11 protein-coding genes are annotated in these 12910 nt (G+C 44.2%); 5 read left to right on the top strand and 6 right to left on the bottom strand.

Annotation, left to right across the window (positions count from 1 at the left end; translation table 11 throughout):
- Nucleotides 1–36: 36 nt before the first annotated feature.
- From B2739_RS17025 to B2739_RS17010, 4 genes are all read left to right on the top strand, one after another.
- Nucleotides 37–750: a SapC family protein gene (locus B2739_RS17025; protein ID WP_331347033.1), complete on the top strand. Its 714-nt coding sequence runs from the start codon at nt 37–39 to the stop codon at nt 748–750.
- Nucleotides 751–805: 55 nt separating this feature from the next.
- The gene (locus B2739_RS17020) at nt 806–2296 is read left to right on the top strand and encodes a tryptophan halogenase family protein (RefSeq protein ID WP_331347032.1); all 1491 of its coding nucleotides are present in this window, start codon (nt 806–808) and stop codon (nt 2294–2296) included.
- A 101-nt stretch (nt 2297–2397) separates the two neighbouring features.
- A complete protein-coding gene (locus tag B2739_RS17015; RefSeq protein ID WP_331347031.1) occupies nt 2398–3957 on the top strand; it encodes a tryptophan halogenase family protein in 1560 nt (519 codons plus the stop codon).
- Nucleotides 3958–3969: 12 nt separating this feature from the next.
- Nucleotides 3970–5001, top strand: a complete 1032-nt coding sequence (locus B2739_RS17010; protein WP_331347030.1) for a cupin-like domain-containing protein — start codon at nt 3970–3972, stop codon at nt 4999–5001.
- A gap of 100 nt (nt 5002–5101) precedes the next feature.
- Here the strand turns inward: B2739_RS17010 and B2739_RS17005 are convergent, their stop codons facing one another.
- Complete coding sequence (locus B2739_RS17005; RefSeq protein ID WP_049629953.1) at nt 5102–5956, bottom strand: pirin family protein; 855 nt, start codon at nt 5954–5956, stop codon at nt 5102–5104.
- 59 nt (nt 5957–6015) lie between these two features.
- On the bottom strand, nt 6016–6615 hold the full coding sequence (locus B2739_RS17000; protein ID WP_331347029.1) for an FMN-dependent NADH-azoreductase: 600 nt from the start codon (nt 6613–6615) through the stop codon (nt 6016–6018).
- Between the two features lie 138 nt (nt 6616–6753).
- Here B2739_RS17000 and B2739_RS16995 point away from each other — a divergent pair, with 138 nt between their 5' ends.
- The gene (locus tag B2739_RS16995; protein WP_331347028.1) at nt 6754–7692 is read left to right on the top strand and encodes a LysR family transcriptional regulator; all 939 of its coding nucleotides are present in this window, start codon (nt 6754–6756) and stop codon (nt 7690–7692) included.
- A 58-nt stretch (nt 7693–7750) separates the two neighbouring features.
- Here the strand turns inward: B2739_RS16995 and xthA are convergent, their stop codons facing one another.
- From xthA to B2739_RS16975, 4 genes are all read right to left on the bottom strand, one after another.
- Entirely contained in the window at nt 7751–8560 is an 810-nt protein-coding gene (xthA, locus tag B2739_RS16990; protein ID WP_331347027.1) for an exodeoxyribonuclease III, read from the bottom strand.
- 97 nt (nt 8561–8657) lie between these two features.
- Nucleotides 8658–10760: a carboxy terminal-processing peptidase gene (locus B2739_RS16985; protein ID WP_331347026.1), complete on the bottom strand. Its 2103-nt coding sequence runs from the start codon at nt 10758–10760 to the stop codon at nt 8658–8660.
- 306 nt (nt 10761–11066) lie between these two features.
- Entirely contained in the window at nt 11067–11465 is a 399-nt protein-coding gene (locus B2739_RS16980; protein ID WP_331347025.1) for a hypothetical protein, read from the bottom strand.
- Nucleotides 11466–11701: 236 nt separating this feature from the next.
- Nucleotides 11702–12778, bottom strand: a complete 1077-nt coding sequence (locus B2739_RS16975) for a 3-deoxy-7-phosphoheptulonate synthase (protein WP_331347024.1) — start codon at nt 12776–12778, stop codon at nt 11702–11704.
- Nucleotides 12779–12910: the final 132 nt, after the last annotated feature.

The raw sequence follows: 12910 nt of genomic DNA, 5'->3' as shown, positions 1-12910 counted from the left end.
GCGGCTTTGTTTTTTGTCAAAGCAGTGAGGTTTTTTATGGCTCAATATGAATTATTAAATAATATTGCGCATAAAGATTTGCGTATTGTCACTCGTCGTGGTGCAGATTTAGGTGATGCGATCGGTGGGTGCGCTGTCTATCCAACGGAATTTAATGAATTACAAAAATATTACCCGATATTGTTTCAGCGCACAGAAGATGGCTCCTGGTTAACGATTGTATTGTTTGGTTTTGAGGCAAATGAAAATCTATTTTTATCAGGCGATCAGTGGCTTGTGCCTTATATTCCAGCGGTAATTGACCGTGAACCTTTTATTATTGGGATGCAGAAGTGCTCTTCGGGTGCGGTTGAGCCTGTCGTTTATGTGGATTTGAATAGCCCTCGTATTGCCCAGGATGGGCAAGGTGAACCCGTGTTTTTGCATTATGGTGGCAATTCACCTTATCTGGAAAAAATAACAAATGTACTTTCTGTTGTGCATGAGGGAGTTGCAGAAGCTGAAAGGATGTTGGCGGAATTTACCCGTTTGGATTTGATTGAAGAAATCAAGATAGAAGTTAATTTTTCCGGTGGGGCGCATTATGAAAATAATCGCTATGCAACTATCAGCAAAGAAAAGTTGATGGCGCTACCAGATGCCGAAGTTATTACGTTGCATCGTTCCGGTTTATTGCGATATGCCTATTTAATCATTGGTTCAATCAGCAATATCCAACAAATGGTGGATATTAAAAATAAGCGAATCTGATAAAAACGACGATTGTTTCGGAATTATCAAGCTGCATTATTTGGAATAAAAGGCCATGCAAATAATAAAACGGGTTGTCATTGTGGGTGGTGGTACCGCAGGCTGGTTGGCGGCAGCGGCGATAGGAAAAATATATCAGGGAAAAGTCAGTGTTACCTTGCTTGAATCTGATGCAATTGGAACTGTTGGTGTTGGTGAGGCGACTATCCCGACTATGATTGCCTTTCATAAACTGATAGGCATACCTGAAATGGACATGATGCGCGCCACCAATGCGACATTTAAATTAGGGATCAACTTCAAAAATTGGGGTGAAATAGGCGAAGACTATATTCATGCGTTTGGTCAGGTAGGGAGAATTTTTTGGGCAGGCGAATTCCAACATTTTTGGGCACGCGCAAAAGCTTTGGGGGACACAACCCCTTTTGGTGCTTATTGTTTTGAACATGAAGCCGCGCGTGCGGGTAAGTTTGCAATATGTGAGAGCCCTGCATTGAATTATGCATTCCATTTTGATGCAGGCCTTTACGCGAAGTATTTACGGAGTTTTAGTGAGCCGCTTGGCGTGGTTCGCCAAGAGGGAAAAGTGGATCGAGTTGAACAAGATGCGGAGTCCGGTTTTATTACTCGTTTGCACCTTGATGATGGAAAAGTTCTTGAAGGTGATTTTTTTATTGATTGCACCGGTTTCCGGGGGCTGCTCATTGAAGAAACACTTAAAACAGGATACGAAAATTGGCAACACTGGTTACCTTGTGACTCTGCTCTTGCGGTGCAAACCCACAAGACTGCACCTGCCACTGCGTACACAAGTTCAACCGCGCATGCATTTGGGTGGCAATGGCGTATTCCATTGCAAAATCGCACTGGCAATGGTGTTGTTTATTCCAGCCAATTTGCTGATCGCGGTTGGGCCGACAAAACACTCGCCTCTAATTTAGATGGAGCTATGTTAACAGAGCCTCGCTTGATCCAGTTTAAAACAGGCCGGCGCAAATTAGGTTGGAATAAAAATTGTGTCGCACTTGGACTGGCTTCAGGTTTTCTTGAGCCATTGGAGTCAACCAGTATTCATATGGTGACATCGGGTTTGATCCGTTTGCTGCGCTTGTTTCCGCTGCGCGGGGTGCAACCTGTATTGGTTGAGGAATATAACCGGCAATCGCGTGAAGAAGCAGAAAGTATCCGTGACTTCATTATCCTCCACTATCATGCGACACGACGCAATGACAGTGAATTTTGGAATTATGTCCGTACTATGCCAGTACCCGATACGCTTCGCCATCGCATGGAGATGTTTAGTGAAAGTGGAATGGTATTTTTGGGCGGGGATGAGTTATTCAGAACCAATGGTTGGGCTCAAGTGCTTATTGGCCAGGGTATAACACCAAGAAGTTATCAACCCATTATCGATAATATGGCGGATGATGAGTTTAAAAATTATATGAAAGGATTTCGAAATCACATTGCAAAAAATCTGGAATTACTTCCGCGCCATGAAGAATTTATAGCGCAATATTGCGCTATAAAAAATGACCTTCTATAAAAGTTACCTTCTAAAAAAATAAAGCGTTATGCAAAGATGATGCATGAGCTGTGAAAAAATATACTCTGTGGTGGCAGTGCGTTAATTAAAAGATATTGATTATGAATAGTTATATTGAACAAATCATTATTGTGGGTGGCGGCACTGCCGGTTGGTTGTCCGCAGGTTTGTTGGCGGCTGAGTTCAAGAAAAATAATTCTCCTATCAAGGTTACCTTAATTGAATCGCCGGATGTCAGTTCTATTGGTGTGGGTGAGGGCACTTGGCCTTCCATGCGTGCAACGCTGCGGAGAATAGGAATTTCCGAGACCGACTTGGTGCGTGAATGCTTTGCATCTTTCAAGCAGGGTTCGAAATTTGTTGGCTGGCGAACCGGTTCGGAAAACGATTTTTACTACCACCCATTCTCAATGCCGATTGGTAATAGTTTGGCTGAGAGTGTTGCTATGTGGAAAACGTTTTTTCCTCACCGGCGATACGATGAAATCACCAACATACAAGCGCGGATTTGCGAAGAAGGGTTGGCTCCCAAACAATTATCGACCCCTGAATATGCCGGTGTATTGAATTATGGATACCATCTTGATGCAGGGAAATTCGCGGATTTATTAAAGTCACACTGTATTAATAATCTTGGTGTGACTCATATCCGTGATCATGTAGTTGCTATTAATTCTGCTGAAAATGGTGATGTGGCATCGCTCAACACCCATCACAATGGGACAATTGCCGGGGACTTTTTTATCGATTGTAGCGGCACCCATTGTCTGTTGATTGGTGAGCATTTCAACATTCCTTTTGTTGATGTCAGTACCCATTCAATAAATGATAGGGCACTTGCTGTACAAGTTCCTTATACAACTCCTGACGCTCCTGTTGCTAGTGCAACAATTGCGACGGCTCAGCTTGCAGGTTGGACATGGGATATCGGCTTGTCGAACCGCCGCGGTATTGGTTATGTCTATTCATCCTCGCATGCCAGTGATGAACAAGCGAGCGATTCACTTGTTGCCTACCTACGTCAATCCGTTGATGAGTCCGTTATAACGTCATTGGCTTTTCGCTCCCTCACCATAAAGCCGGGATATCGGCAGAAATTTTGGCATCGCAATTGTGTTGCTGTTGGTATGGCTGCCGGTTTTATTGAGCCGTTAGAGGCTTCGGCACTGGCGTTGGTTGAACTGTCTGTTTCCATGATCAGGGACGAACTACCTCAAAGCGCTGCTGCAATGGATATTGTGGCACGACGGTTCAATCAGATTTTTACCTATCGCTGGAAGAGAATTATCGAGTTTCTTAAATTGCATTATGTTCTGACGGAACGACGTGATTCTGAGTATTGGTGTGATGCTGTGAATCCAGCGGGTACTCCTGATGGGTTAAAAGAATTTCTGGAGTTGTGGCGTAAGCGCACTCCCTATGAGCGCGACCTTTTACATACAGAAGAAATATTTCCTGCTGCGAGTTATTTATATGTGCTCTACGGTATGGGCTTTTCTACCGAATTAACCCTGGGCGGCAGTGCATTGTTCGAGCTGGAAAAATCCAAATTTCTGTTCGATGACGACTATAAAAAATTCGATCGTTATGCTGTGGCTGTCTCGTCAACGCGAGAGTTATTGTCTGCGGTCATTCAGTCTGGATTGAAAAAATCCAATTGACAGGAAGAGTCTATGTTAGATCCCCTAAAAGAAACCACCAGCCTTAGAAAAACCCTTTCTATTGAAAATGTGAAGCCTGAAAATATGTTGGCTGCGTTAGGTAATGCCGGGCAGCCTATTATTCTTAAAGGGCTTGTGAGTCATTGGCCTGTTGTACAAAAAGCACTGGAATCTGACCAGGCAATTTGTGATTACTTGTTATCGTTTTATCAAGGACAGTCAGTATTATTTTATGAGGCAACATCGGAATCAGGCGGGCGTTTCGCATACACCAATGATGGTAAAAGCCTTGATTTCAAAACCCAACGTGCGCCGTTGAATTACATATTTGATCATCTTCTGAGTGCCAAGCAACAGGTTGATCCCAATATTGTTTATGTTGGTTCTACAACGGTTGACCGCTATTTGCCGGGAATGCGTGAGCATAATGATTTGCCTTTACAGGATTTGAATCCTTTGGTCAGTATTTGGCTGGGGAACCGCACAAAAGCGGCAACCCATTTTGACTCGCCCAATAACATTGCATGTTGTATTGCAGGCCGCCGCGTATTTACCTTGTTTCCCCCAGACCAATTAGAAAATTTGTACATCGGTCCATTGCATCTCACCCCTTCAGGGCAAGCGATCAGTTTGGTTGATTTTGATAATCCTGATTTTGAAAAATTTCCGCGCTTTCGTCACGCGCTTGAACATGCACAGGTGGCAGAGTTGGAGCCCGGTGATGCGCTGTTTGTTCCTTCTATGTGGTGGCATCAGGTTGAATCAAAACAGGATCTCAATGTGTTGATCAATTATTGGTGGCGCAACGATAAGCCTTTTATGGATTCGCCTTTGAATGCATTGTTTCATGCAATTCTTTCTATTCGCGATCTTTCACAAAAAGAAAAAGATGCATGGAAAGGTTTGTTTGATTATTACATTTTTTCGGAGCAAGCTGAAAAGTACAACCATATTGCGGAAGGTACACGAGGATTTTTAGACCCTTTGGATGAAGTCTCGGCGAGAAAATTGCGCGCGATTATTAATAATAATCTGAATAAATAATTTACTTTTCGTCCAGAGGACGCTTGCCAGTATAAAAAATACGGCAAGCCGTTGTTACTAGCTTGCCGCGTAAAAAGGTAAAACAAAAAAGAGACAATGATTACTCTGCTGCAAGCGTTCCTGCACGATAATCCTGAATGGCTTGCTCTATTTCATCCGTCGTATTCATGACAAAAGGGCCGTATTGCACTATGGGTTCTTTAATGGGCTTGCCTGAGATCACCAGAAATCGTGTGTCATCACTGAGCGCCTGAACACTCAACTGATCGCCTTTGCCCAGTAATCCTGCATTACCTTTGGTGAGTTTGCGTTTATCTTCACCAATCGCAACTTCACCTTCGTACACATACAAAAATGTATTGTGATCTTCGGGTAACGCGTGGTGGAACTCAACCTGATCCGGCAAGTGCACATCCCAATAAATTGCTTCGGTTGTTAACCCTTGTATGGGACCACTGATGACCTTCCCGTTAATAAAGGCAGTATTGGCAATCACTTTGATTTGCCCACCGTTAGGTAAATTCGCAACGGGAATTTCCGCAGAAGGGATATCGCGGTAATGTGCCGGTTTCATTTTCTCGGCTGCAGGCAAGTTCAACCACAACTGAAAGCCACGCATTAGTCCGTGTTCTTGTTGCGGCATTTCCGAGTGAATAATGCCTCGTCCTGCTGTCATCCACTGTACATCACCATTGCGCAGATGGCCTTTGTTGCCCATGTGGTCTTCATGCAACATGTGGCCTTCAAGCATGTAAGTGACTGTCTCAAAACCACGATGAGGGTGTGCAGGAAAACCGGCAATGTAATCATCGGCGCTGGAACTGCCGAATTCATCGAGCATTAAAAATGGGTCAAAGCGCGCATGCTGATGTTGGCCAAGGCTGCGTTTTATGCGCACACCAGCACCGTCACTGGTCTCGCGGCCTTGCAGGATTTGCTGTAACTGGCGTTGCATAAAAAAATCTCCTCTGTTGTTACATTGTCGGAATATTGCGTAACAAAATATCGGCTAAATCAAACAGCAACCTCATGAGCAATTTCTTCTTTTGCTGCACTAAATGCCTGCTCTTTTTGCCCCATGTTCAGGCCTTCGGCATAAATAAAATGCACATCTTTCAAGCCAACAAAACCAAGAAAATTTGTCAAGAATTGGCTTTGGGTATCACTTGGTTGGCCTTTGTGCACACCACCGCGCGCTGCGATGATGTAAACAGGTTTGTTGGTGAGTAAACCCACGGGGCCTGTCTCGGTATATTTAAATGTTACACCGGCGCGCGCAATGTGGTCGAAGTAAGCTTTTAGTGTCGATGGTACGCCAAAGTTGTACAGGGGAACGCCGATCACGATCGCATCAGCTGATTCTATTTCAGCGATAATCTTGTCGGAGTAGTCCACAACTGCTTGTTGTTCTGCTGTGCGGTCTTCTGCAGGTGTAAACAGCGCCTGTACACGGCTTGCGTCCAAATGTGGCACAACCTCTTTGGAAAAGTCGCGCACGATGACATCGCCGGTTGGGTTTTGTGCTTTCCAGCGCTGTACAAACTCCTGGCTCAACACACTGGAGTTACCATTGTCGCCAAACAAGCTGCTATTGATTTGTAAAAGAGTGGCCATGCTTTAATCCTCATCATTTAAGTGGCTTGATCGCCATGGAGCTATTAAATGATTTGACCATCGAATGATAAATAGCGATATTTAGCGATATATGATCGAATTATTGAATGTGTTGGCTATTTTTCTGAGAGGATAAGGATGAAGCAAGCGACAAATACATCGGCCGCTGTGGCGATTGCCGAGAATAAGGTGACTCTTGAACAATGGCGGGCGCTGCTGGCGGTTATTGATGCCGGGGGCTATGCAAAGGCAGCCGAGTTGCTCAATAAAAGCCAATCTGCGGTTTCTTATGCTATTTCCCAATTGGAAACGGCTTTGGATGTAAAAGTCTTTCATCTCCAGGGGCGTAAAGCGGTGCCAACTCCCGCGGGGGAGCTGCTGTACCGCAGGGCAAAGCAGTTATTAGAACAGGCCGGGCGGTTGGAGAAGTCTGCTGCATGCTTATCTGTACATGTTGAGCCGCTGGTGAAAATCGCCGCTGATATTATTATCCCTCCAATTTTTATCTTGCAGTGTCTGGAGATTTTTGCAAAAGCCTTTCCAGATACCCGTGTAGAAATATTTGAGTCTGTGCTGAGTGGAACAGAGGATGCGCTTCTGCAGCGACAAGTTGACTTGGCCATCGGGGGGCGTGTTCCACCGGGGTTTATGGGGGAAAAGCTGGTGACGGTGATGATGCATGGTGTGGCAAGCCCCGTGCATCCCTTACTGCAGTTGGGGCGGCCAGTGAATCATGAGGATATGCGCCAACATCGCCAGATTATTGTGCGTGATTCCGGTCAATATCGCCGCCGCACCGAGGGCTGGCAGGAAGCTGACCAGCGTTGGACGGTAAGCCATATCAAAACATCTATTGATGCTATACGTATGGGGTTAGGCTATGCCTGGTTACCTGATGCCTATACCCACGATGACATTGCTGCGGGACGGTTGAAATATTTACCCGTTGAAGTTGGTTCAGCCAGAGAAGTGACTACGTATCTAACCTTTGCTGACCGCGACTTTGCTGGGCCAGCTACACGGCATTTGGCAGAGGTTCTCAAAGAAAATCTACCGAAAATGTGCAGTTTTTCATGAATAGGTGCGCGCAAACGATGGGTAAAAAAATCGGCTATGCGCCGATTTTTTTATTTTTCTATTTTAATTCGACCCAAATAGGGCAGTGATCAGATGGTTTTTCCATTCCACGAATGTCGTAATCGATGCCTGTGTCGACACATTTATCGAGCAAACTTTGTGTCATTAAAATTAAATCAATGCGCAGACCGCGCTTCGGGGTATCCTCAAAGCCACCACTACGGTAATCGAACCAACTAAAAAAGCCATTGCAGTCAGGATTTTTCTCCCGGTAACTATCTTTTAATCCCCACGCCAATAAATCATTTAGCCATTCGCGCTCTTCAGGTAAAAAACTGCATTTTCCGGTACGCAACCAGCGTTTACGATTTTCTTCGCCAATACCGATATCCAGATCTTGATGGGAGATGTTCATATCGCCCATCACAATAATGTGTTTTTTCGGATTTTCTTCTGTTGTTAGATACTGCAGTAAATCGGCATAAAACTTCCGTTTGGCTGGAAATTTGACGGCATGATCACGACTTTCGCCTTGAGGAAAATAACCATTCAGGACAGTAATTTCTCCAAGAGGAGTATCAAAAACTCCCCCAATAAAACGACGCTGTGCATCGTCCGAATCGCCGGGGAATCCTTTGATGACTTTTTTGAACGGATAACGTGAGAGGAGGGCGACGCCGTAATGGGTTTTTTGGCCAAAGTATTCAACATCGTAGCCTAATGCGTTGATGCTCTCTAAAGGGAAATCCGGATCGTTGACTTTGGTTTCTTGTAGGCCAATAAAATCTGGCCGATGTTTTTCAACAACTTCTTCCAGTTGATGCATTCGAGTACGGATACTATTCACGTTGAAAGAAACTGCAATCATAGTTGAGCCTTGTATATTTTGAGAAAAACACCCGAGCATTGCTGATCGGGTGCATAGTTGGAAATAAATGATTATGAAGCTAGCGTAACTTCACCAATTATTGAGTGGCGACTTTCTTTTCTGGTGTTTTTATTTGACCAATAAAATCCGCAAGTACGTGGCCTGCTTCCGTTAAATAAGGATCTTCTTTTGGATTAATTTCTTTATCTTTTTCGGGTGTATCTTCTTCCTCGTCACCACCGTTCGCCGCTTTTAATGCTGCATAGTCTGCGTAGGGTTTTTCACCTTTGGCTATTCGCTTTTGATTTTCCATATCCAGCGCGCGTTTTTCCATTTGTTTTTGTTCTTCTTGACGCGTTGCCAGCCGTAACGAAAAGGTTTTCTTTTCGGAGGCTTCTTTGAACATTGCGCTTTGTTTATTCAGGAAAATAAAGTCCGGATCTTTCGCCATGCGCTCCTGATGCTTGGTTTCAATGGTCGGTAAATATTTGCTGATGTTGTAATATTTTTGATGTGGGGCAGGGTGGATGCGATCCCAGGGTAAGGCATTGTCATAGCTGCTTTCGCCGATTTCAGATGGGTCGAGCAGGCTTGGTAGTTGTACATCGGGAATCACGCCGCGATGTTGGGTGCTATCGCCAGAGATGCGATAAAATTTTGCCTCAGTAATTTTCAGACGGCCGTGTTTTAAATCGACAAGATTTTGTACCGAGCCTTTTCCAAACGTGGTTGAACCAATAATAATTCCACGTCCGTAATCCTGAATGGCACCAGCAAAAATTTCAGAGGCGGAAGCGCTCAGACGGTTAATCAACACTGCAACAGGTGCGCGGTATACAGCGGGTTGGTATGCGCGGTAGTTGCGGGAGATGGTGTCGTCACTTTGACGGATTTGAACCACAGGACCTGGATCAACAAACAAATCCGTTAACATGGCTGCTTCCGGTAGTGAACCACCACCGTTATCGCGCAAGTCAATAATGACACCATCGACTTTTTCTTTATTAAGCTCATTCAATAAATTGTAGACATCGCGTGTGGTACTTTTATAGTTTGGATCACCCTTTTGATAGGCTTCAAAGTTCATATAGAAAGTAGGGATGTCAATAACACCAATTTTAAATACTTTGTCACCCTCTTTGACTTTAAAGACTGCTTTTTTAGCAGCCTGGTCTTCGAGTTTTACGGTTTCACGTTTGATAGTGATTTGTTTATTAGCAGTTGCTGTCGGATCGGCTGGAATCACTTCCAGACGGACAATCGTACCCTTGGGGCCGCGAATCAGTTTTACTACTTCATCTAAACGCCAGCCTACGACATCAACAAATTCACCATCGGCACCTTGCGCTATGGAAACAATTTTATCATTCGGTTTTAGCTGGCCTTGCTTTTGGGCCGGACCTCCCGCTACCAGACTGCTGACTTTGGTGTAATCATCGTCACTTTGCAATACAGCACCAATACCTTGCAGTTCAAGTGACATACTGATGTCAAAGTTTTCAGCGTTTTCTGGTGATAAATAATTAGTATGTGGATCGTATAGCGTAGTCAGTGAGTTCATCATTACGCTAAAGGCTTCTTCTGCTGTTTGCTGTTTCAGACGGCGCAGCTGATTTGCGTAGCGTTTACGCAAATTTGTTTTGCTTTCTTCGTAGGTTTTGCCAGAGAGCATTGAATTCAATAAATTGGATTTTAAGTATTTTTGCCATAACTGATCCGCTTCTACGGCGTTGGCTGGCCATTGTGCTTTTTCCCGATCAGTTTCAATTGATTCTTCTACGTCAAAGTTGAATTTGTTTTGTTTATCATCCAGTGTTTTGATGACCTTATCGAGGCGCGAGATCATGCGTTCATTGAAACGATTGAAAATAGCAAAACTGTTGTCCAGATTTCCTTTTTTGAAATCGTCATCAAATGTTTTACGGTATTTTTCAAATTCAGCGATATCTGATTGAAGAAAGAAGTTTTTGGCGCTGTCGAGCGATTCCAGATATTCATCAAAAAATCGTGATGAAAGTGCATCATTAAACTCTTGGTCGCGATAGTGTTCTCGATCAAGCTTTTGCACCAGATCAATTGCTGCTTTACTTTGCTCACTGGTAGGTTTGAGCACCAGGATTTGGTCGGCAAAACTCAGGGAGGAAAGGCTAAAAAGGAGGCTGAACAGCGTAAATTTCAGTGATCTAACAACAATTTGCATAAGGTGTGTCTCAACAAAGTCAAAAGCATGCAGTGCACTTGCGTCAGGTTATAAAGTCATCAAAAGTAGCCTGATATTAACCCGGCCTCAAGGATAGGAGGCGTATCTGTGTGTGGCTTACTATAGCGGAATTGCACAAGTAAAGGCAGGTTTGGAACGGATTCCTGTGTTCTTTTCCATCCGTATTCTTTTCTATGATTGCTACGTTGTGATGTTTCTTTAGACGAAAAGTTTCATCCGTCCTCTATGTTAAGTCTTGGTCTCAAAGAGGAGTGGGTTGAGTTGCACCATTTGCAGTGATAGCGGTTAGCAGGTTGTACTGCAGTCAAACATCATTTGCATAAAATCTGCTTGGTCGGGACTGGTAATCAGGGTGGGGGCGACTTGCGTAACTTGACGGTTTTCCCATTTGTAGTCGTAACGAGTAAATACCAGCTTACCGTCCGCAAGTTCGTCTGCGCTGACAACCATGCTTTGATAAGGAGATGTTTCAAGAATATCCAGAAGCTCCCGGATGGTGATTTCAAGCCGGTTAGATCCAAGTAATTCATGAGCGCCTTTGTGGCTGACAAAAATGTAGTCGCAACCCAGCATGGTACTCAGACTAAGTACAAACTCACCTCGTTCGACAGCTTGTGCCACATCAAAAGTGTGAGTGTTTTGCGATCGCGAAGTAGATTGTTGGGTTGGTAAAGGAGAGGCCATTTTTTGCTCCGTAGCTGTAGGTTATTGTTTTATTGCATCCAGCGACTACTGGCTGTCCTGAGCCATAAAAATCTAACAGCCACTTGCTTAAAAGACCATAGCCTGAAGTGGGTAAATGTCGATAAATTTAACAGTTTTGTGGTGTGGTGGTTCTCAAAAATGAAATAAAAAAGCGGCCGTTGGACGCTTTTTTATTTTTTTATCAATAAGTTGCAATAAATATTTAATGCAACCTATTAAGAGCTTGCTCTGATTTGTAGCGCGGCTTTAATAGTGTCTCGCATTTTAAGCAAGGCTTTTTCTGTAGTTTCCCAGTCGATACAAGCGTCTGTAACTGATACACCGTATTTAAGATCGCACAGGTTGGCCGGAATACTTTGGTTTCCTGCTCCAATGTTGCTTTCTACCATCAGGCCGATAATAGATTTGTTGCCTTCAAGGATCTGATTGGCCACATTCTCCATTACCAGTGTTTGCAATTCATGGTTCTTGTTGGAGTTTGCATGGCTGCAATCCACCATGATGTTGGGAACCACTTTAGCTTTTGCCAGTTCTTGCTCGCACAGTGCGACACTGACGGAATCGTAATTGGGTTTGCCATTACCACCGCGCAATACTACATGGCCGTAGCTGTTGCCGCGTGTGTGGATAATCGCAACTTGGCCTTCAGTATTAATACCCAGGAAACGATGTGGTTTTGATACTGACTGCAGGGCGTTAATAGCCACAGTCAGGCCCCCATCGGTACCATTCTTAAAGCCTACCGCAGATGAAAGACCGCTCGCCATCTCACGATGTGTTTGCGATTCAGTGGTGCGAGCACCAATAGCGGACCAGCTGATCAAGTCATGCAAGTATTGTGGTGAAATAGGGTCGAGCGCTTCGGTTGCTGCAGGCAATCCCATCTCTGAGATATCCAATAGCAACTGGCGGCCGATGTGCAGACCTTCTTCGATTTTGAAAGAATCGTCCAGGTATGGATCATTAATCAAACCTTTCCAGCCCACAGTCGTGCGGGGTTTTTCGAAGTAGACGCGCATGACCACATAGATGGTGTCGCTGACTTCGTCCGCCAATTTTTTCAGGCGTTGGGCGTAATCTTTAGCCGCTGCAACATCGTGAATAGAGCAGGGGCCAATCACGACAAAAATACGATGGTCTTTGCGATCGAGAATATTGCGCACTACTTCGCGCCCGTTAGTGACAACCTCACGGGCTTTTTCTGTCAACGGGATTTTTTTCTTGAGTTCTGCCGGAGAGATCAGCAGTTCTTGTGAGACCACATTCAGGTCATCGACTTGGATATTAGACATGATTTATTCCTGAGAAAAACGATACTAGGCAATTCTAACGAAAAACAACTAAAAAGTGGGATGAAATTTTTAATAAGATAGATAAATAAAGACAATTTTGCTTTGTTTTGGTGTTTTTTGAGGTTATTAATA

Origin of the sequence: Cellvibrio sp. UBA7661 (assembly GCA_002483365.1) — a bacterium.
GTDB lineage: Bacteria > Pseudomonadota > Gammaproteobacteria > Pseudomonadales > Cellvibrionaceae > Cellvibrio.
Note: the sequence above shows the minus strand (reverse complement) of the source record. Positions and strands in the feature narration are given on the sequence as shown.

Excerpts from the sequence above, each read along its gene's own strand:
- B2739_RS16980 (WP_331347025.1), bottom strand. The coding sequence starts at position 11,465 with ATGGCCTCTCCTTTACCAACCCAACAATCTACTTCGCGATCGCAAAAC.
- B2739_RS17010 (WP_331347030.1), top strand. The coding sequence starts at position 3,970 with ATGTTAGATCCCCTAAAAGAAACCACCAGCCTTAGAAAAACCCTTTCT.
- B2739_RS16995 (WP_331347028.1), top strand. The coding sequence starts at position 6,754 with ATGAAGCAAGCGACAAATACATCGGCCGCTGTGGCGATTGCCGAGAAT.
- B2739_RS16985 (WP_331347026.1), bottom strand. The coding sequence starts at position 10,760 with ATGCAAATTGTTGTTAGATCACTGAAATTTACGCTGTTCAGCCTCCTT.
- B2739_RS16975 (WP_331347024.1), bottom strand. The coding sequence starts at position 12,778 with ATGTCTAATATCCAAGTCGATGACCTGAATGTGGTCTCACAAGAACTG.
- B2739_RS17025 (WP_331347033.1), top strand. The coding sequence starts at position 37 with ATGGCTCAATATGAATTATTAAATAATATTGCGCATAAAGATTTGCGT.
- B2739_RS17020 (WP_331347032.1), top strand. The coding sequence starts at position 806 with ATGCAAATAATAAAACGGGTTGTCATTGTGGGTGGTGGTACCGCAGGC.
- xthA (WP_331347027.1), bottom strand. The coding sequence starts at position 8,560 with ATGATTGCAGTTTCTTTCAACGTGAATAGTATCCGTACTCGAATGCAT.
- B2739_RS17005 (WP_049629953.1), bottom strand. The coding sequence starts at position 5,956 with ATGCAACGCCAGTTACAGCAAATCCTGCAAGGCCGCGAGACCAGTGAC.
- B2739_RS17015 (WP_331347031.1), top strand. The coding sequence starts at position 2,398 with ATGAATAGTTATATTGAACAAATCATTATTGTGGGTGGCGGCACTGCC.
- B2739_RS17000 (WP_331347029.1), bottom strand. The coding sequence starts at position 6,615 with ATGGCCACTCTTTTACAAATCAATAGCAGCTTGTTTGGCGACAATGGT.